Source organism: Corticimicrobacter populi (assembly GCF_003123725.1).
GTDB lineage: Bacteria > Pseudomonadota > Gammaproteobacteria > Burkholderiales > Burkholderiaceae_B > Corticimicrobacter > Corticimicrobacter populi.
The window spans coordinates 114435-133877 of the sequence record NZ_QETA01000008.1; the positions used below are offsets into that span (position 1 = coordinate 114435).

The window sequence follows — 19443 nt, forward strand, 5'->3', positions numbered from 1 at the left end:
ATCGGCACGGTGAGTCCACCGATGCTCAAGACTGCAATTGCCACGCTACGATCCTGATGCTGACCCGTATCGCCGATTACCCGATCAACTGCATCCAGGATTTATTCCATGACATCTGGATTTACCCTGCAAAGAACAGGCGACGTAAGCCGTGCAAAGGTCGTTCCCCTGCAAGGCACAGCGCTGGTGCTGCGCATCGAACTGCGATACATCACACCTATCATCCATCGCACCATCGTCGTGCCTAGTCGCATCACGCTGCCCAAGCTGCACAAGACGATTCTGCGAGCGATGGGCTGGCAGGGGGGACACCTGCATGAGTTCCAAATCAATGGCGTTCGCTATGGCGAACTGGATCCCAACTACTCGGAATTCAACCTTCAAAGCGAAAAGCGGGTGCGTCTGGACAAAGCCCTGGGTGATACCCAAGATCTTGCCTACCTCTACGACTTCGGTGACAACTGGGAGCACGACCTGCGCATCATGGAAGTGGCGTTCTTTAACGATCCACTGACTTCGCCCATATGTCTGGACGGCGCAAATGCCTGCCCGCCCGAAGATGTCGGCGGTCTGCCGGGCTACGAGCACTTCGTGCGAGTACTCTCCGACAGGACTCACCCTGAATACGATGACATGCTGCTCTGGCACGGCAAGCGCTTCGATCCCGCCGCTTTCGACCTCGATGAGGTCAATCAGCGATTGCGTCAAATACAGATCTAATTCAAGACTATATTGGGCGGACGCTGTACAGACAGCTCAGAGAGGCGATTCGAACATATCCTCAATCCGTTCGGCATCGAGTACCTGCATCGTCCATTGCTGCAAGGTGGGCAGGTCGGCAGTGGCGATACGCGCCTGTATCGGGGCTGGAATGTGGCTGAATTTGCGCAGCAAGAGTTGATTGAGCATGGTCTGCAGTGCTGCCTGACGACCTTGCTCTTGCCCTTGTTGAATGCCTTGCTGCAAACCTTCTGCCCGCCCCTGCGCCAACCCTTGCTCGACCCCTTTGCGAGTAGCACGATTGAGAGCCGTGCGCTCATCAAGCATGGCAATATCACGCTGCAACGCGGCCCAGCGCAGTTTTTCGTCAGCGGACAGGGTTTGCAGGTGTTGTAATGTTTCTTGCACAGGGGGATGGGTGATCTGCTTCATGACGGCCTCGTCCAGGTTGTGCAGCAGGCAGGCGATCCAGGCGTGTAGTTCGGGCGGCAGACCGCCGAGCCGTTCAGCCTTGGGCAGTTCCATTATATGCAGTTGCAAGGCTTCCTTGAAGCAGACGGCGGGAGTCTGCTCGTCACGCAGGGCCAACCGCCAGAGAGCTTGTTGTGGGTGTTCTGGGAATAGATCATGCGCCAGCAGGCTGATGCCAATGACAGGTCGCAGACCGTCGTAGTTCTGGCCCGCCTGCAATTGCTCCGACAGACCACGGGCGAGGTAATACACATTGCGTTCAGGCCAGGGTTCCTCGCGACGGACCTGCATTTCGATGATGAACAGGGCCTCGGTGGCATCGCGCACCAGAATATCCATGACAATGCGCTTGCCATTGACGTGACGCGGCAAAATATCGGGGTTGAGGACTTTGACGACCGCAATCGGCGTGGGCCATTGCAATATGGCATTGATCAGATCCGACAGCAGATGCAGGTGCCGGCTGAAGAGTGCCTTGAACACCAGGTCGTTGGTCAGGCGCAGGCCGGGCAGTGGGGTAATGTGGTCAGATGATGTAGCCGTACTCGATATAACAACCTGCCCTTGCTGCATCTTGGATTCTGACATCACGGCAACTCCCTGTCTGTGTGGCAACAGCAGGCAATCTACCGGATGGCTGAATCATTGAAAATTGGACAAAATTGTCACTCCGTACATCTGCCAATAGCCCCCTCAAATCATCCCCGGCTTCCCCAGCTCCGTCCCATCCACCAGCCGCGCATGCCTGAACGGTGCCGGATCCACGATCGGCGTATCCCCGCACACCAGATCCGCCACCAGCCGACCCGCCCCCGGCCCGATCCCGAAGCCATGCGCGCTGAATCCCGCCGCGATCAGCAGCCCTTGCGGCCCGGCCGGCGAGATCACCGGGATCAGGTCCGGCGTGCTGTCGATCAATCCGCCCCAGGCGCGCACCACCTGCAGCGCGGCCATGGCCGGGTACTCTTTCTTGATGGCCCGCAGGGCTTCATCGACCATCGCATGATCAGGCGCAGGGTCCACGATGCGTTGCCGCTCGAATGGCGACTCGCCATCCATCTGCCAATGCTCATTGGCCTCCGGCCCCCGGAAAAATGACTTGCCGATCCTGATCTTGAGGTTGGGCAGCCGGTTGCGAAAACCCGGCCAGAACTGCCGGGCATGACGGAACAATTGCGGCGTGATTTCCAGCCGGCCACGACCGGAGACAGACAGCGCATAGGCACCATCGATGGTCGGGCGCAGGGCGAAGGTCGGGGTGTACAGCGGCGTGGAAATCACGCCGGGCGCGGCATCCGAGGTCAGCATGGCGGTGCCGTTGACATGCGCCAGCGGCAGGGTCAGGCCATGTCGCCGGCAGAACAGCGAGGCCCAGGTGCCACCCGCGCACACCACGGTCGAGGCACGCACCAGGCCGCGTTCGGTCCAGACACCACTGATGCGCCCAGCCTCGATATCCAGGCCTCGCACGGCGCAATTCTGGTGGACCAGCGCGCCCAGTTTCTGCGCGGCGCGGGCCAGTGCCGGGCTGGCTCGAAAAGGATCGGCATGGCCGTCGTCATGCGACCAGACACCGCCCAGCCATTGGGTGGTGCTGCCCGATGTCAGTTCGCGGGCGCGAGAAGGGGTCAGGATTTCACTGGTGAAACCGAAGTCCCGCGCCTTGGTACCCCACGCCTGCCAGGTATCGATCTCGCTCTGGCGGGTGGTCGCATAGACAATGCCCGAACGCCGAAAGCCCAGTTCTTCACCCGTCTCGGCACCCAGTTCGCCCCAGCGGCGCAGGCTGTACATCGCCAGCGGCAGTTCGCGATGGTCGCGATTCTGCTGGCGGCACCATCCCCAGTTGCGGCTGGACTGTTCGGCACCGACCAGGCCTTTCTCAAACAGGGCCACCCGCACACCCTTGCGAGCCAGTTCATAGGCCGCCGCCGTTCCCACGATGCCCGCACCGATAACCACGACATCGACGGCCTGCGGAAACTCGCCGCTGTCCGGCACCGCTTCGATATTCTGCAACATGCTCTTGGTTTCCTTGGAAAGTTTTGAAGGCCCGCCAGGGCCTGCCTCGTCAGGCCAGCGCCTGCGACGCCAATGCAAATCTCGACGAGCCCCCTGCGGGAATCGGCCATGCGCCTTTCGCCATGACAGCCACGGTATCGACCTGCTGCAACCCACGCGCCAGCAGTGCCGTCTGCAAGCCAGAGGTCTCGGGAATATCAATGCGCACCAATCCGGGACCGGCCTCGGCCAGCAGGGTATCGATCAGGGCCAGCGCACAGTCGCGATCAGGGGCGATCACCGGGCCGATCACCTGCCCACGGCCAAACAGGCGCACCACCGCATAGGCCTGCAAGCGCCCATCGCGGTACAGGCCCACCATGCGCCCGGCGCTGGCCAGGGCCTGCAGCAACGCTGCCCGTCCCATGCCGGTTGCGCCGTCATCCAACGCAATCGCCTCGCGCAAGGCCGATGCGTCTGCCAGCTCGGCAATCTGTCCGGCCACGACCACGGGCGTGACCGGCGCAGGCTCGCCCTGCATCTGCAGCACCTGGCCTGCCGGCACAAAACCCTGTCGGGCATACACGCCTGCGCCTGCCGGCGTGGCATGCAGCAAGACCGGCTCGCTGGCGCAATCGGCCAGCAGCTTCTCCACCATCTGGCTGGCCATGCCGCGCCCGCGATGGGTATCAGCCACGATAATCAGACCGATCGTCATGCCATGCGCATAGCGCCAACGCAGGGCCACGCCCACCAGCGCATCCTGTTCCCAGACCGCCAGACCTTCACCCAATGCCAGGCAGAAGGCCCAGTCTTCGAGGCGATGCGGCCAGCGAGCGGCGACCGAAAGGGCGTGTGCCCTGGGCAGGTCCTGCTCACGCAGGGGCTGGAACTGCCATGCAGATTCCTGTTGTTGCAGCATGTCTGGATTCTCCAATGTCTCGGCCATTATTGTCGTTCCGCCAGCAGTTGCTGGCGTGACCTGTCGGCACTGATGCGCGCCGTGGCTTCTTCCAGCCATCCCTGGCGCAGTTCCGGCACCGAGTTGACCAGCAGGTCGGTGTAGGGATGCCGGGGTGGTACGGTCAGCTCACCGCGCGCGCAATGATCGACCTGCTTGCCCCGGTACAGCACCATCACCTCGTCACAGATGGCGCGCACCACCGAGATGTCATGGCTGATGAAGATATAGGCAAGGCCCAGCTCCCGGCGCAATTCCGCCAGCAACTCCAGAATGGCCGCCCCCACCACCGTATCCAGCGCCGAGGTCACTTCGTCGCACAGGATCAGGTCGGGTTCGGCAGCCAATGCCCGGGCCAGATTGATGCGCTGCTTCTGCCCGCCCGACAGTTCCGAGGGCAGGCGCTGCGCAATGGCCGCCGGCAGACGCACCATGTCCAGCAACTGGATGACCCGCTGACGCACCTTGTCAGGCGGGCAGCAGTTGAAGACCTGCAGCGGGCGCATCAGGATTTCCTCGATCGTGCGTTTGGGGTTGAGCACGGTGTCCGCATTCTGGAAAACCAGTTGAATACGGCGGCGGTCATCCTGGTCGCGCTGCATGAAGCGCGGGGCCAAAGGCCGGCCATCGAAGCGTATCTGTCCCTGGTAGGGTGCCACCAGTCCCGCGATCGTCCAGGCCAGCGACGACTTGCCGGAGCCGGACTCACCGATGATGCCCAGGGTTGTGCCACGCGCCACGCGCAGATCGATATCCGTCAGGACCTTGATGGGCGGTACCCCCTGGCGATCCGGCTTGCCGTATCCTGCCGACAGGCCCGACACCTCCAGCAGCGGGCGGATGCCTGCGCTTTCCGGGGACAGAGCCGCCGGTGCCTGCTCGACGGTCTCGACCACAGTTTCCGGGCGGGCGGCAGCCAGCAGGCTGCGGGTATACGGATGCTGCGGATTGGTCAGTATCTGGCCGATCTCGCCATATTCCTGGATTTCCCCGCCGTTGAGCACCACCACCCGATCCGCCATCTGGGCCACCACGGCCAGGTCGTGCGAAACATACACGGCACTGGTATGGCGCTCGCGGATGGCTTCCTTGAAAGCACGCAGCACGTCGATCTGCGTGGTCACATCCAGGGCGGTGGTCGGTTCGTCGAACACCACCACATCCGGATCGTTGATCAGTGCCATGGCCGCCATCAGGCGCTGCAACTGCCCGCCCGATACCTGGTGCGGATAACGCTCGCCAATCGTCTCGGGGGCAGGCAGCGCCAGTGCTCGGAACAATTCGACGGCCTTGAACCGCGCCTGCTGCGGCGTCATCAGGCCGTGGATCTGCGCGCCTTCGATCACCTGGTTCATGATGGTACGCGACGGGTTGAAAGACGCGGCCGCGCTCTGCGCCACATAGGCAACCTTGCGCCCGCGCAGGGTCCGCAGCGCCCGGTCATCCAGCGCCAGCACATCGGTGCCATCGACCCGCACGCATCCCCTCGCGATGCGGCAGCCACGGCGGGCATAGCCGAGCAGGGACAGGGCGATCGTTGTCTTGCCGGAGCCGGATTCACCGATCAGGGCCAGCACCTCGCCGCGCCCGACCGAAAAGCCCACGTTGTTGACGATGGTGGTTTCGGGGCCGCCATCGCGACGGGCCACGACCTGCAGGCCTTCGACCACAACCAGGGGTTCATGTGATGCTCTCATGCCTGTACTCCTTTTGCGGCCACGCGCTTGCGCAGCGACAGGCTGTCGATCAGCAGATTGACGCCGATCGTCAGCGTGGCGATGGCCACGGCAGGCACGATCACCGCCGGCGCGCCCTCGAACAGCCCCGACATGTTCTCGCGCACCAGTGCACCCCAGTCGGCATAGGGAGGCTGTACGCCCAGGCCCAGGAAGCTCAGGCCGCTCAGGGTCAGCACGATATAGACGAAGCGCAAGCCGAAATCCGCCAACATGGGATGGATCATGTTGGGCAGCAGTTCCCGGAAGGCAATGTAGAAATTGCCCTCGCCGCGCAGCCGCGCCACGATGACGTATTCCATGGCATTGAGGCTCACTGCCATCGAGCGCGCAATCCGGTAGGAACCCGGCATGTAGGTAATCGCCGCCGTGATAATCAACAGGGGCAGGGAGGAACCGAACACCGCCACGATCAGCAACGCGAAAATCTTGCTCGGCGTCACCAGCAACACGTCGTTGATCCGGCTGATGATCTCATCGACCGTGCCGCCAGCTACCACCGCCAGCAGCGCCAGCAGCGTGCCACCCACGCTGGCGCATATGGCTGCCGTCAAGGCCAGCCCGATGGTCAGTTGGGCGCCATACAGGATCCGGCTCAGCATATCCCGGCCCAGGTAATCGGTGCCCAGCCAGAACTGGCTGCTCAGGGAGCCGAAAATATCGTTGTCGGCCAGATCCTCCATGCCGTACGGCGCAAGATAGGGACCCAGCACCATCATCGACAGCCAGAACAGCGAAATCACCAGCCCGATTTTGCCGGCCAAAGGCAGCGACACACAGAATCGCCACAGCCCCGACGGCAGGTTCAGTATTTTCTTGATCATGATTTGCGCAGCCTCGGGTTGAAGACAATGGTGCAGATGTCCGCCAGCAGCAGCAGAAACAGATAGCACGCACTGAAGAACAGCACCCCGGCCTGCACCATCGGCAAATCCCGGTTGCTCACCGCATCCACCAGTTGCAGCGCCAATCCCGGATAATTGAAAATGGTCTCGATGATGATGACGCCGCCCAGCAGGTAGGACGTGCTCAGCGCCATCACATTGGCAATCGGGCCGACCGCATTGGGCAGGGCGTGCGACAGCACCACCCGCAACGGCCGCCCCCCCTTGAGCAGCGCCATTTCCACATAGGGCGCATCGAGCTGGTTGATAATGGCCGCCCGCGTCATGCGCGCCATCTGCGCCACGACCACGCAGCTCAGGGTCAGCACCGGCATGGCATAGCTGCGCAAAAACGCGCCCAGGCTGTCGACGTTGCCGCCGAACGACAGTGCCGGCAGCCACTGCAGCTTGACGGCAAACACCAGCACGGCCAGCGTCGCCACCAGGAATTCCGGCACCGCCACCACCGACATGGTCAGGATGCCCAGCACCCGGTCGAGCCGCGAACCATTGCTCATCGCCGAGACGATGCCCAGCACCAGCGCGATCGGCACGGACACCAGCACCGTCACCCCCGCCAGCATCAGCGAGTTGGGAATCCGCGAGGCAATCAGCTCGGCCACCGGGAAACCGCTGGCATACGACGTGCCCAGATCGCCCTGCAGGATGCCCGCCAGCCATTGCCAGAAACGCAGCCAGACCGGCTGGTCCAGCCCCAGTTGCTGGCGCAGCGCGGCCACGGTCTCAGGCGTGGCCTGCTGCCCCAGGGCCAGTTGCGCCGCGTCTCCCGGCAGCAGGCTGGTGATGCCGAAGATCAGCGCGGCCACCAGGAACAGGGTCAACAGCCCGGCCCCCAGACGCCTGACAATCAGGCTGGCAATGGTCCAATTGAACATTCACGGCTCCTTTCCGGCTTCAGGCATCAAGCCAGACATCCTCGGCAAAGCGGTATCCCATCAGCATGCCGGCCGGGTTCGGCGTCAGGCCCTTGACTCGCTTGTCATAGGCGTCGAGGAAGCTGATGAAAACCGGGATCAGCACACTGCACTGCTCGCTGATCAGGACCTGCATGTCGCCATACATCTGCTTGCGCTTGCCCTCGTCCAGCTCGGCCCGGGCCTGGATCAGCAACTCGTCGAACTGCGCGTTCTGCCAGCCCGATTCGTTCCAGGGCGAATCCGATTTGTAGAACTGCGAGAAGAGCGCATCCAGCGTCGGCCGTGGATTGATCGACCCGTAGGACATCGGGTGCTTCATCCAGTGATTGCTCCAGTAGCCGTCATAGGGCACCCGTCGCACGTTCAATTGCAACCCGACTGTACGTGCGCTCTGCTGCAGCAACTGGGCGCCATCGACCGACCCTTCGACATTGGGCGTGCAGACCAGGTCTCCGCCCTTGCCCTGCAGCTTGCCGCGTTCGACGTGAAAGCGCGCACGGTCGGGATCGTAGGCCCGCTGGGGCAGATCTTTCATGTAGTAGGGATGCCAGTCGGGCACCGGATGGTCGTTGGCCAGCGTGCCGTAGCCGCGCAGGATCGCATCGCGCACCCGCTCGCGGTTCTGCAGGTATTTCATGGCCATGACGAAATCCGGATCGCGCACCACATCGGCATCCTGGCGCAGGATCAGGTTGGTATACAGCCCGGAACGGGTTTCCAGCACCTCATGGCGGCCACCGGCGCGCAGGCGCTCGATGTCGCGCGGGCCGATGGTCGTCACCATGTGCAGATCGCCGGCCAGCAGCCCATTGACACGCGCAGCCTGGTCGGTCAGGCCGATCAGTTCGATTTCGTCCAGGTACGGCTTGCCGTTTTTCCAGAAATTCTCGTTGCGCACACCCACCACGCTGCCGCCCGGCGTGAACGATTTGCTGCGATAGGGCCCCGTGCCGTTGGCCAGCGCAAAATCGGTCGTGCCATCGGCAATGATCAGGAAATGCGAGGTGCCGAGCAGGGCCGGCAGATCGACGTTGGGCGACACCAGTTCAATGCGGACATCGTGCGGGCCTTCCGCCACCACCGTCTCGAACTGATCAGCCAGTGACTTGGCCTTGGACGCCGTGGCAGGATCCTTGTGCCGCAACAGCGAATAGACCACGTCGTCGGCCGTGAAAGGCTTGCCATCGTGAAACACCACACCCTGGCGCAGCTTGAGGTGCCAGACACGGCCATCCGGCGACTCGAACGACTCCGCCAGCGCCGGCTGGGCATGCATCTGGTCATCGAGTTCGGTCAGCCCGCTGTAGAACATGAACTGGCGCATGTAGTCGCCGGAGTTGGTGCCCTTGGCCGGGTCCAGCGTATCGGCGACCGACGAGTTGGATGCCGCTACGCGCAACCTGCCGCCACGCCTGGGGGCTTCGGCCAGGGCCGGTCCGCCATAGAGCAGCAGCCCAGCTGCCGACATGGACAGCCCCGTCGCCATGGACAATCGCAGAATGTCGCGACGGGACCAGCCAGATTTGCCGTGCTTATCAGTGTCATTCCCCATGATGCTTCCTTTTGTGTTGCGTTGACGACTTCGACTTCAGAAAAACAGGTCCTTCATCCGGTAATACAGTCCCGCCATCGGCAGGAACCAGGGCGTGCCGCTATAGCCCGGCACCGCGGGCCATTGATCCGCGCCTTGCCAGGGATGCTGGGCCGGCCGGCCCAGCATCTGCTCGGCCATGACCTGCCCCATGCGCACCGACATCTGGGTGCCATGCCCGCTGTAGCCGGTCGAGAAATACAGTCCCTCGTGCAGTCCGGCACGCGGGAATCGGTCCACCGTCATATCGACCAGACCGCCCCAGCAGTATTCGATCCGGGTCCCGGCAAGCTGGGGAAATACCCGCTGCAGGCCGGCCTCCAGAATGTGGCCACTCTTGCGATCGGACAGCGGATTGCTGAGTGCAAATCGGGCACGCCCGCCAAAGACCAGACGCCCATCTTCCGTGGTGCGGAAGTAGTTGCCGATGTTCAGCGTCGTCACGTATGTGCGCCGCTGCGGCAGTAAGCTGTCGATCACGGCAGGGGCCAGCGGCTCGGTCACAACGATGAAGCTGCCCACCGGCACGATGCGTCGCTGCAGCCAGGCAAAAGGGCCGACATTGGAGCAGCCCGTCGCCAACAGCACGCGCCCGGCCTCGATCGTGCCCCTGGACGTGCGCACTCGGTAACGCGTGCCTTCCAAGCGCTCCAGTCCGGTCACCGGCGTCTGCTCATGCACGCAGGCTCCCTGGCGAACCGCCGCCTGGGCCAGCCCCATGCCGAAACGCCCCATGTGCATCTGTGCGCCCCCCGGCATCAGCAATCCGCCGTGGAAGGCCTCGGAATCGATTTCATCGCGCAGCCCGGCTCGGTCAAACAGTTGGACATCGGACGACACATAGCGGCGAAGTGCCACATAGGTGGCCTCCAGTCCTTGCATATGACGTGCCTTGGAAGCCAGCTTGAGCTTGCCGCGACGCACGAAATCGCAGGCAATGTTTTCTTCGCGCACCAGTTGCTCGACATGATCGACCGCTTCCGTATAGAAGCGCTGCAGGGAGCAGGCTCGTTCCAGCCCCGCGCTCCTGACCAGCCCGGCAAAATCGTGGGCAACGCCGGTATTGCAGTGCCCGCCATTGCGCCCGGAGGCCTGGCCGATCACGGTCCCGGCATCAAGCACCACCACCTGCACACCGGCGCGCGCCAGCGACAGGGCCGCAGACAGCCCGGTAAATCCGGCCCCCACGATCACGCATTCTGCCTGGGCAGGCAGGTCCGACGCAGCGGAAGCATCGAAGGCGGGTGCGGTACTCAGCCAGTACGGTTCGAGCTTCATGATGATGGCTACCGGTCAGAGTCCCAGCACACCGGCCAATCCGCCGATATCGCGGATTTCCTGGTATCCGTAGTACGGTGTGGAGGGTTCGTGCCCACGCGCCACGAACACCTTGTTGCGGATCCCCAGATCATGGGCCGTCATCAGGTCGTAGCGCAGGCTGGAAGACACGTGCAGGATGTCTTCCGGGCCGCAGCCCAACTGATCCAGCATGTATTCGAACGGGCGCATGCGCGGCTTGTAGGCCTGCGCCTGCTGCGCCGTGAACACGGCATGAAAGGGCGCACCGAGCTTGTCGACATTGCTGTGGATCTGCTCGTCCATCGCATTCGACAGAATCACCAGCGGCACCTCTTTGGCGACCTTGGCCAGCCCTGCCGGCACGTCGGCATGCGGTCCCCAGGTCGGCACCGTCCGGTAGATACGCTCGCCTTCGCCTTCCCGGTATTCGATGCCATTGCGCTTGCAGGTACGGCGGATGGCGCTCTCGACCACATCCTTGTAGGGCTTCCAGTCACCCAGCACTTCATCCAGGCGAAACGCCGCAAAGTGTTGGGTGAAGGTCGGCATCATTTCGGGGCTGACGCGGTCGGCATAGATCTCGGCGGCAATGCCGGCCATGTCGAAAAAAATCAGCGTGCCGTAGCAATCGAAAGTGACGTACTTGGGTTTGAAAATGGCCATGATGGATTCCTTGCGCTTGCCTGAAATGAAAACTCAATCGAAGTCGATCAATACGCTCTTGTGACGCAGGTTCGCCTCGAAGGCCTGCCGTCCCAGATCCTTGCCCACGCCCGAGCCATTGAACCCGCCTGTGGGCACGATGAAGTCATGTGTGCGGCCATACCGGTTCACCCAGACCGTGCCAGCCGCCAGCGCACGGGTCGCGCGCAGGGCCCGGCCCAGGTCCTGCGTATGCACGCCGGCGGCCAATCCATACACCGGATGTCCGGCCAGCGCGATCCCTTCATCCTCATCATCGAAGACCTGCACGGTCAGCACCGGGCCGAAGATTTCATCGCGTACGGCAGGTGTATTGGCATCGATCTCTGTCAGGATGGTGGGCCGATAGAAAAAGCCGCCGCCGGTGCCTTCGAAAAAACCGCCCCCGGTCAGGGCACGAGCACCTGCAGCAATACTGGCCTGCACCGCCTCGTGCACCTTGTCGGCCTGCCGTCCGTTGATCAGCGGGGCATAGCGGGTGGCAGCCTGCCAGGTCAGGCCGGGGCGCAGTTCGGCAACCTCCTCGGCCACCGCCTCGACCAGCGCAGCCGCAATGCGTCGCTGCACGATCAGGCGTGTTCCGGCCACGCAGGCCTGTCCGGCATTGGAGGTAAAGCCCTTGGCGATGCGACCGGCCACTTCGCGGATATCACCGGCATCCTCGAACACCAGTTGCGGGCTCTTGCCGCCCAGTTCCAGCGTGGCTGGCTTCATGCCATGATGCGCCGCCTCCGACATCACCACCGCTCCGGTCGCCGTAGACCCCGTGAACGACACCTTGCGCACCAGGGGGTGCCGCACCAGTGCAGACCCCGTGCTGGCACCATAGCCATTGACGATATTCAGGACACCCGCCGGCAGCCCAGCCTGGATGGCCAGTTCCGCCAGATACAGGGTCGAGAAAGGCGTCAGCTCCGACGGCTTGAGTACCACGGCATTGCCGGCCGCCAGTGCCGGGCCGCATTTCCAGGAAGCCATCGACAGCGGAAAATTCCACGGCGTGATCGCCCCCACCACGCCATAGGGTTCCGGTGCCAGCAAACCCAGACTGCCGCCGCGCGTGGGCAGCAGATCGCCACTGTACTTGTCTGCACACTCGGCAAAAAAACGGATTGCCTCGGCGGTAAACGGAACTTCGTGTCGGATGCAATCATGAATGGGTCGGGTCGAGCTCACCGCCTCCAGCCGCCCCAGCGTCAAGCTGTGCTCGTCAATCAGGTCAGCCCAGCGACGCAGGATGCGGGCACGTTCGCGTGGTGGCCGGCGATCCCAGCCACTGTCCTGCAGCGCCTGATGGGCATTTTGCACGGCCCGGTCTACCAGGTCGGCATCGCCGTCGGGCACCGCCCCCAGCAGCAGCCCATCGGATGGCCGGTTGACCTCGATGTCCGATTGCCCGCCCGCCACAGGGCTGCCCCCGATGAAATGGCCGCCTGGCAGCCTCACATCGCCGGGATCGAAATCGCTGATTGTGTTCATGTCCATGAGTCTTTTTTCGTCCCTAGTCTTGTGCGACCGGCGTCAGGGCCGGAAAACGCTGCCGGATATCGGCCAGCACGGCATCCATCTGCATATCCATGTCGCCACCGGCATGCTCGCCGGCTGCCACGGCATCGAAGATCCGGTGCTTGAGGTAATGCCGCCACAGGATGGGCACGCCCGCCAGGAAATCGGTCAGGCGGGCGTAGCGTGCCCGGGTCCAGACCTGTTCATAGGCGGTCCGTGCCGCGCCGAAATCGAAATGTTCGTCAGGCACGCCCACCACCATCGAGGCACGCAGCGCATCGGTCGCAGCCTGGTCGAGTTCGCCCTGTGCATTGATCACCACGCCATACTGCAAGCGCGCCTGGGCCGGGGAAACGAATCCGCACTGCACATCCCTGAGCACACGCTGGGAATCGCGTTCGAGCGGATTGCCGTAGCCGCCCGCGCCCGGCCCGATCACCCGGATCACATCACCCGGCTCGCAGGCCACCACGTCGGTATTGCCCAGTTCGACATGGCGCGACGTATCGGGATTTTTCTGGAATCGCGACAATGCCCCATGTCGCCCCCCCAGCACGCCCCAACTGTGAAAACGGGAGCGGTTGCGATTGCGGGCCGTCACCACCGTACCCGGTGCCGACACCCGAAATGCCATGACCGTCGCCATGCCGCCCCGGTACTTGCCGGCACCGCCCGTATCCGGTTCGATACCGTAGCGCAGGAAATGAATCGGCACTTCGGCCTCGTTGATTTCGATGGGCGTGTTTTTCAGAAAGGCCGAAGAGCCACCCATGCCGTCCGGGCCATCGTTGAAGGGCGTGCCGCCGCCCCCACCGCCCACCGGGCCGATGGAAGCCATGATGGGCAGGTTGTGCCTGTCATGGGTCTTGATGTTCATGATGGCGTTGCCACCCGGCGCGCTGGCCGGAATCTTCTCCGGCAACGCCTGCGAGAACGCCCCGAAAGTCACGATCTGGGTCAGCATGCAGGTCAGCGAACGCATGCCCACGGCAGCCGGTGCTTCGCAATTGACCACGCTGCCCCGGGGCAGGATGGCACGCGCCACGCGCAGGGTGCCGGCATTGAGCAGCAAGCCCGGATGCAGCGTATAGAGCACATAGGTCAGGCCCACCATCGCCAGCGGATGGCGCTCACGCCCGCCCGTCGGCACGTTCAGCGATGATGCCAACTGGGGATCGCTGCCGGTATAGTCCAGCACCAGTTCATCACCCTGTATGCGCAACGTCAGCGCCACCCGGCAGGGATGGTCACTGTCACCATCCTCGTCGGCATAATCCGCAAAGAAATACTCACCGTCCGGAATCTCGCGGATGACGCTGCATGCCTGCTGGTGCGCATAGTCCAGGATGGCGCGTGCGCCTTCCCGGAAGGCATCGACACCGAAGCGGTCGATGATCTCGTGGATCTTGCGCTCGCCGATATTGACGGAGGCAATCTGGGCGTTGAAATCCCCCCAGTTCTGCGCAGGTGCCCGGACATTGAGCAGCAGGATATCGATCACATCCTGGTTCAGCACACCGGCCCTGACGATCTTCAGCGGGGGAATCCGCACCCCCTCCTGGACGATCTCGGTCAGGGCACGCGACAACGAGGCAGGCACGGCACCGCCGACATCCGTATTGTGGATATGCCCGACCACGAAGCAGACGATCCTGCCGTCATGGAAAACCGGCTTCCAGATATGCAGGTCCGGCGAGTGCGTGGCCACATTGCCGCTGTAGGAATCGTTGGTGATGCAGATGTCGCCCGGTTCGTAGCTGTCGATCATGTCCAGCACCGGCGCGTAATCGATGCCGCTGTACCAGGGTGCGCCGAAGCTGCGAGGCGAGGCAAAGGCCAGTCCGTCCTCGGTCAGGATGGTGCAGGAAAAGTCCTCGGTTTCCTTGACGAAGGCCGAATGCGCAGTGCGCATCAGGGTATAGGCCATGGCATCGGCGGCTGCGCAGCAGTAATTCGCCAGGATCTGTATGTTTCTCTTGTCGAAGGCCATGTTCATTCTCCGAAGGCCGCAGCAGGTACGCAGGCAATCACCAGGTTGCCGAAGCTGTCCACCGACACCGCCATGTCTGGCAACACCGTGGTGGTCGTATCGTTCTGCATGACGATGGCAGGGCCGGTAAACGCATGCCCCTCGCGCAGGTCTTCGCGGACATACACCGGCACCGTGCGCCACTGCCCATCCATGAAGGCCTCGATCTGCTGGCGCGGCAGCAACGGCTGCAGCGCCTTGCCGATTGGCTTGATCACGGGCTTGGCCGTGGCACCGGAAATCACCAGCCGCAGACTGATCAGTTGCGGCACGGCCTGCGCGTCGTGATGACCGAACAGGCGCGCGTGTTCACGATGGAAAGCCTGCGCGATCTGCGCCACGTCGCCACGCTCGATCCAGGCCGGCTCCAGCGGCGTCTCGATCTCGTACGACTGGCCGCGATAGCGCATATCCGCCGAACACTGCAGGATGCTCTCGCCGGTAAACGCCTGCTCCACCCGCAGCCACTGCTCGGCACGCGTGCGCAATCCGTCCAGCGCCGCCTGCAGCGGTACAGCGATGGTGGGCGACACATCCTGGTAAAGGGTATCGATGAAATCGTTGCGGACATCGGCGACCAATCCACCCAGCGCGCTCAGCACACCCGGCACCAGGGGCACCACCACGCCCTGCAGGTTGAGTTCGCGTGCCAGGTAGCTGGCCATCATGGGCCCGGCCCCCCCGAAAGCCAGGAAATGGTATTCGCGCGGATCGATGCCGAAGCGCGACAGCAGGGCGCTGACATCGGCGTACATCTCGGACGTAGCGATGCGGATGATGTTTTCGGCTGTCTCGTGTACATCCTGCTTCAGCAAAGCGGCCAGTTCACCCACGACGGCCAGCGAACGCGCGCGATCCACCTGCACTGCGCTGTAGCCAAGCTGGCTGTGCCCGATCACCCCGCAGACCACGAAGGCGTCGGTGACCGTTGCCCGCGTACCGCCCCGGTTGTAGCAGGCAGGCCCCGGCAGCGAGCCGGCACTGTCCGGCCCGACCTTGAGGACGCCATGCGCATCCACCCAGGCAATCGATCCGCCCCCCTGACCCACCGACGTCACCGACACGGACGGAATATGGATCTGAAATTCGCCCACGACCTCGCCGACACCATACTGGGCCTGGCCATCGTGGATCACGGCCACATCGGCACTGGTGCCGCCGATATCCAGGCTCAGGATGCGTCCGTAGCCGCAACTGCGCGCCACGAAGCCGGCCCCGATGACACCGGAGGCCGTGCCCGAAAGTATCATCTGCACGCTCTCGGCCTTGGCCTGGGCCGCGCTCATGACACCGCCATTGGACTTGGTGATCCGGGGTGGCACCGTCACACCCTGGGCGGCCAGGGCCTGCTCGAAAGAGGTCAGATAATGACTGACCTTGGGCTGGACGTAGCCATTGATGACAGCGGTCGTGGTGCGCTCGTATTCACGGATGATGGGCCATATCTCGCTGGCGCAGAACACCGCCATGCCAGGAGCCTGTTGCTGCACCCACGCTTTGACGGCCTGTTCGTTGGCACCGTTGCGATAGGCATTCAGAAACGAGATGACCAGCCCTTCGCAGCCTTTCGCCTGCGCGGCAGCCAGAGCCTGTTCCATACTCTCCAGTTGGGCAGGCAACAGCACCTGGCCTTCACTGTCGATACGCTCGTCAATCGGGAACACGCGATCCCGGCTGATCAGGGGGTCGGGGCGGCGGCCATACAGGTTGTGGATGGGATGGATCTTCAACCGGCCCAGTTCCAGCACATCCTCGAAGTGACGCGTGGTCAGCAGGCCCAGCCGGACGCCCTTGCGCTGAATGACGGCATTGATGCCGACGGTCGTGCCATGCGTGAAATAGCCGACATCTTCCGCCCGGATGCCATCGCGCTCGGCAAACGTCTCAAGACCCTTGGTGATCTCGCTGCCCGGTGCATCCGGCCGCGACAGCACCTTCAGTGTGAAGACTTCCGAACTTGCCTCATCCAATACGGCAAAGTCGGTAAATGACCCGCCGATATCGACCCCGATTCTGTAGCCCATTTCAAATGCCCTTTCCTGCATGCCGATGAAGACACCCGGTTTCGAATATTGCTTCGGGTTCATTCATCCGACCGATGATGTTTAATATATTAAAAATATAATCGCATTTCTAGCAGTTTTTTAAAAAATCGGGAAAACCCCGAATCAATACAAAAAGCACAAACTTGGGGAATAAAACGCACTTTAAATGTGCATATGCGTTTTTTAGGTGCAAATAGCCTATGGCGATGAAAATTTCATACCGCCATAATTTCAATATAGTGTTTTAAATAAACCGACAGAGGACGTACTCAGCGGCCAGTCATGCTTATTTCCTGATCCTCATGTACCACTCCGGATGCGGCACGCTCTCGAATCCGGCCCGTCGATAGACCTCATGCGCATCCCGGGTCGCCAGCAACCACGACCGGACATCTGCCAGTGCCGGATGCGTCTGCATGACCCGAGCCAGCCAGGTCGCCAGCCCACGTCCACGATGGGCCTCCACGACAAAGACATCCCGAAGGTAGGCAAATATGGCCCCATCGGTCACAACCCGCGCAAATCCAACCTGCACGCCATCGCCGTCATAAATACCAAACGGCAGCGACCCGGACAGAGCACGCTCCAGCATCTGCCTGGGCAGCCCTGCCGACCAGTACGCTTCATCGGCCAGATAGCGGTGGATGAACTCGATATCGAGCATCTGCCGCGCATCGCTGATGCAATAGCCATCTTCCCGCGTGACCTCGAAAACCGCCGGTATCTCGTCCATGCCATGTCCAGCCACTGCCGTTCTCCTTGCGCTGAAATCGCTCCGCCTGATATTCAATATAGTGCCATCACGCAACCAAAATAATAAGTAAATACCCTGATTTTCAGCGCAACAAGCAACCAAAAAACACAATGCAATTGAAATTTCAAGAACCTGTGACAGCAGCAGCAGAGCCTGCCGAAATGCCGTGAACAACCGCATGGTCTATCTGTTTTCCGAGCCAATAAGGACAAATCTGCCAGACCACCGATGCTTTAATTTTCAGGTTGCCTCACAAGGACGTAGACACATGCCGCTCACTATCTTGAACACGGATCTGCTGCCGGGCAGGAACTTCATTGCCGGTACCTGGATGGAAGCCGAAGACGGTGCCGTCTTTGCCGTATCGGACCCGGCCACGGGAAAGGACTTTGCCAGCGTACCGGACAGCAGCGCAGGCGATGCCCGCCGCGCCGTGGATGCAGCCGACACTGCATTTGCTTCATGGCGCAAAGTCCCCGCCAGGCAGAGGGCCCTGATCATCAAACGCTGGAATGACCTGATCCTGGCCAACCTGGATGATCTGGGCAGGCTGATTTCCCGCGAACAGGGCAAGCCGCTGGCCGAAGGCAAGGGCGAAGTCGCCTATGCCGCCAGCTATGTCGAATGGTTCGGCGAGGAAGCCACGCGTGCCGATGGCGACATCATTGCCGCCCCCGTGACCGGTCGGCGCATGTTCGCCCTGCGCGAGCCGGTCGGCGTAGTGGCGGCCATCACCCCCTGGAATTTCCCTGCTGCCATGATCGCCCGCAAGATTGCCCCGGCGCTTGCTGCGGGCTGCACCGTCGTCTGCAAGCCGGCCGAAGATACGCCGCTGACGTCCCTGGCCCTGGTGCGCCTGGCAGAGCAGGCCGGCGTGCCGCCCGGCGTTCTGAATATCGTCACGGCATCACGCCAGCAGGCCGCCCATGTGGCCGATGTCTGGCTGGACGACCCACGCGTGCGCAAGATCACCTTCACGGGTTCGACGCCGGTCGGCAAGCTGCTGGCGCGCCGCTCGGCCGATACCCTCAAGAAGCTGTCGCTGGAACTGGGCGGCAATGCCCCCTTCATCGTGTTCGAAGACGCTGACCTGGAGGCCGCCGTCGAAGGCCTGATGGTCGCAAAATTCCGTAATGGCGGTCAGACCTGCGTCTGCCCCAACCGGGTCTATGTCCACCAGGACGTCCACGACGACTTCGTCTCCAGGCTGACCACCCGCGTGCAGGCGCTGGTGGTCGGCCCGGCCAGCGATCCGGCCTCGCAGATCGGCCCCATGATCAACACCCGTGCCGTTGAAAAAATCGACCGCCATGTCCGCGACGCCGTGGAGAAGGGCGCGCATATCGTGACCGGCGGCCATCGCCTCGAACCGGGCAGCGGCGCGCCCGCCCACTATTACGCCCCCACAATCCTGACCGGCGTACAGGCCTCGATGGCCTGCGCCTGCGAGGAAACCTTCGGTCCCGTCGTGCCCATTTCCTGCTTTGGCGATGAGGCCGACGTGATCCGGCAGGCCAACGACACGCCTTTCGGACTGGCAGCCTATTTCTATTCGCGCGACGTGCGCCGTATCTGGCGTGTCACGGATGCGCTGGAAACCGGCATCGTCGGGGTCAACGAAGGTGCCGTCGCTGCAGAATCGGCCCCCTTTGGCGGGGTCAAGGATTCCGGCTATGGCCGCGAGGGCTCCCGCCACGGTCTCGAGGAATACATGCACATCAAGTATGTCTGCCAGGGTCAGCTCGACTGAGCCTGGCACAGGCAGGAGCCAGGGCGGTTCTGCCCCTGGCACCAAAACATTCAGGC

At 62.6% G+C, this 19443-nt stretch carries 15 protein-coding genes; 2 read left to right on the top strand and 13 right to left on the bottom strand.

Annotation, left to right across the window (positions count from 1 at the left end; translation table 11 throughout):
• The first annotated feature begins 108 nt into the window (after nt 1-108).
• Nucleotides 109-720 (top strand): plasmid pRiA4b ORF-3 family protein, encoded by a 612-nt coding sequence (locus DD235_RS15760; protein ID WP_109063073.1) that lies wholly within the window; start codon nt 109-111, stop codon nt 718-720.
• Between the two features lie 36 nt (nt 721-756).
• Here the strand turns inward: DD235_RS15760 and DD235_RS15765 are convergent, their stop codons facing one another.
• The 13 genes from DD235_RS15765 to DD235_RS15825 all read right to left on the bottom strand — a co-directional run bounded on the left by DD235_RS15765 (nt 757) and on the right by DD235_RS15825 (nt 17616).
• Nucleotides 757-1779, bottom strand: coding sequence for an Rpn family recombination-promoting nuclease/putative transposase (locus DD235_RS15765; protein ID WP_109063074.1), 1023 nt, complete (start codon nt 1777-1779; stop codon nt 757-759).
• A gap of 105 nt (nt 1780-1884) precedes the next feature.
• Complete coding sequence (locus DD235_RS15770; protein WP_109063075.1) at nt 1885-3213, bottom strand: NAD(P)/FAD-dependent oxidoreductase; 1329 nt, start codon at nt 3211-3213, stop codon at nt 1885-1887.
• Nucleotides 3214-3262: 49 nt separating this feature from the next.
• Entirely contained in the window at nt 3263-4114 is an 852-nt protein-coding gene (locus DD235_RS15775; protein WP_162300519.1) for a GNAT family N-acetyltransferase, read from the bottom strand.
• Nucleotides 4115-4140: 26 nt separating this feature from the next.
• On the bottom strand, nt 4141-5850 hold the full coding sequence (locus tag DD235_RS15780) for an ABC transporter ATP-binding protein (protein WP_109063077.1): 1710 nt from the start codon (nt 5848-5850) through the stop codon (nt 4141-4143).
• Complete coding sequence (locus DD235_RS15785) at nt 5847-6713, bottom strand: ABC transporter permease (protein ID WP_109063078.1); 867 nt, start codon at nt 6711-6713, stop codon at nt 5847-5849. Before DD235_RS15785 ends, DD235_RS15780 begins: the two co-directional genes overlap by 4 nt.
• Nucleotides 6710-7669: an ABC transporter permease gene (locus tag DD235_RS15790; RefSeq protein ID WP_109063079.1), complete on the bottom strand. Its 960-nt coding sequence runs from the start codon at nt 7667-7669 to the stop codon at nt 6710-6712. Before DD235_RS15790 ends, DD235_RS15785 begins: the two co-directional genes overlap by 4 nt.
• A 19-nt stretch (nt 7670-7688) precedes the next feature.
• Entirely contained in the window at nt 7689-9263 is a 1575-nt protein-coding gene (locus tag DD235_RS15795; protein WP_109063080.1) for an ABC transporter substrate-binding protein, read from the bottom strand.
• Nucleotides 9264-9299: 36 nt separating this feature from the next.
• Nucleotides 9300-10580, bottom strand: coding sequence for an NAD(P)/FAD-dependent oxidoreductase (locus DD235_RS15800; RefSeq protein ID WP_109063081.1), 1281 nt, complete (start codon nt 10578-10580; stop codon nt 9300-9302).
• A 15-nt stretch (nt 10581-10595) separates the two neighbouring features.
• Complete coding sequence (locus DD235_RS15805) at nt 10596-11264, bottom strand: haloacid dehalogenase type II (protein WP_109063082.1); 669 nt, start codon at nt 11262-11264, stop codon at nt 10596-10598.
• Nucleotides 11265-11297: 33 nt separating this feature from the next.
• A complete protein-coding gene (locus DD235_RS15810; RefSeq protein WP_204524267.1) occupies nt 11298-12788 on the bottom strand; it encodes an aldehyde dehydrogenase family protein in 1491 nt (496 codons plus the stop codon).
• Nucleotides 12789-12804: 16 nt separating this feature from the next.
• Complete coding sequence (locus DD235_RS15815) at nt 12805-14799, bottom strand: hydantoinase B/oxoprolinase family protein (RefSeq protein WP_109063083.1); 1995 nt, start codon at nt 14797-14799, stop codon at nt 12805-12807.
• A 2-nt stretch (nt 14800-14801) separates the two neighbouring features.
• Nucleotides 14802-16862: a hydantoinase/oxoprolinase family protein gene (locus tag DD235_RS15820; protein WP_109063116.1), complete on the bottom strand. Its 2061-nt coding sequence runs from the start codon at nt 16860-16862 to the stop codon at nt 14802-14804.
• A gap of 307 nt (nt 16863-17169) precedes the next feature.
• A complete protein-coding gene (locus tag DD235_RS15825) occupies nt 17170-17616 on the bottom strand; it encodes a GNAT family N-acetyltransferase (RefSeq protein ID WP_109063084.1) in 447 nt (148 codons plus the stop codon).
• A 289-nt stretch (nt 17617-17905) separates the two neighbouring features.
• Here DD235_RS15825 and DD235_RS15830 point away from each other — a divergent pair, with 289 nt between their 5' ends.
• A complete protein-coding gene (locus tag DD235_RS15830; protein WP_109063085.1) occupies nt 17906-19387 on the top strand; it encodes an NAD-dependent succinate-semialdehyde dehydrogenase in 1482 nt (493 codons plus the stop codon).
• Nucleotides 19388-19443: the final 56 nt, after the last annotated feature.

What these genes read in the sequence shown, in the direction of transcription:
- DD235_RS15810 (WP_204524267.1), bottom strand. Translation starts at nt 12,788, where the DNA reads ATGGACATGAACACAATCAGCGATTTCGATCCCGGCGATGTGAGGCTG.
- DD235_RS15760 (WP_109063073.1), top strand. Translation starts at nt 109, where the DNA reads ATGACATCTGGATTTACCCTGCAAAGAACAGGCGACGTAAGCCGTGCA.
- DD235_RS15825 (WP_109063084.1), bottom strand. Translation starts at nt 17,616, where the DNA reads ATGGACGAGATACCGGCGGTTTTCGAGGTCACGCGGGAAGATGGCTAT.
- DD235_RS15830 (WP_109063085.1), top strand. Translation starts at nt 17,906, where the DNA reads ATGCCGCTCACTATCTTGAACACGGATCTGCTGCCGGGCAGGAACTTC.
- DD235_RS15780 (WP_109063077.1), bottom strand. Translation starts at nt 5,850, where the DNA reads ATGAGAGCATCACATGAACCCCTGGTTGTGGTCGAAGGCCTGCAGGTC.
- DD235_RS15820 (WP_109063116.1), bottom strand. Translation starts at nt 16,862, where the DNA reads ATGGGCTACAGAATCGGGGTCGATATCGGCGGGTCATTTACCGACTTT.
- DD235_RS15790 (WP_109063079.1), bottom strand. Translation starts at nt 7,669, where the DNA reads ATGTTCAATTGGACCATTGCCAGCCTGATTGTCAGGCGTCTGGGGGCC.
- DD235_RS15800 (WP_109063081.1), bottom strand. Translation starts at nt 10,580, where the DNA reads ATGAAGCTCGAACCGTACTGGCTGAGTACCGCACCCGCCTTCGATGCT.
- DD235_RS15770 (WP_109063075.1), bottom strand. Translation starts at nt 3,213, where the DNA reads ATGTTGCAGAATATCGAAGCGGTGCCGGACAGCGGCGAGTTTCCGCAG.
- DD235_RS15795 (WP_109063080.1), bottom strand. Translation starts at nt 9,263, where the DNA reads ATGGGGAATGACACTGATAAGCACGGCAAATCTGGCTGGTCCCGTCGC.
- DD235_RS15815 (WP_109063083.1), bottom strand. Translation starts at nt 14,799, where the DNA reads ATGGCCTTCGACAAGAGAAACATACAGATCCTGGCGAATTACTGCTGC.
- DD235_RS15775 (WP_162300519.1), bottom strand. Translation starts at nt 4,114, where the DNA reads ATGCTGCAACAACAGGAATCTGCATGGCAGTTCCAGCCCCTGCGTGAG.
- DD235_RS15805 (WP_109063082.1), bottom strand. Translation starts at nt 11,264, where the DNA reads ATGGCCATTTTCAAACCCAAGTACGTCACTTTCGATTGCTACGGCACG.
- DD235_RS15765 (WP_109063074.1), bottom strand. Translation starts at nt 1,779, where the DNA reads ATGTCAGAATCCAAGATGCAGCAAGGGCAGGTTGTTATATCGAGTACG.
- DD235_RS15785 (WP_109063078.1), bottom strand. Translation starts at nt 6,713, where the DNA reads ATGATCAAGAAAATACTGAACCTGCCGTCGGGGCTGTGGCGATTCTGT.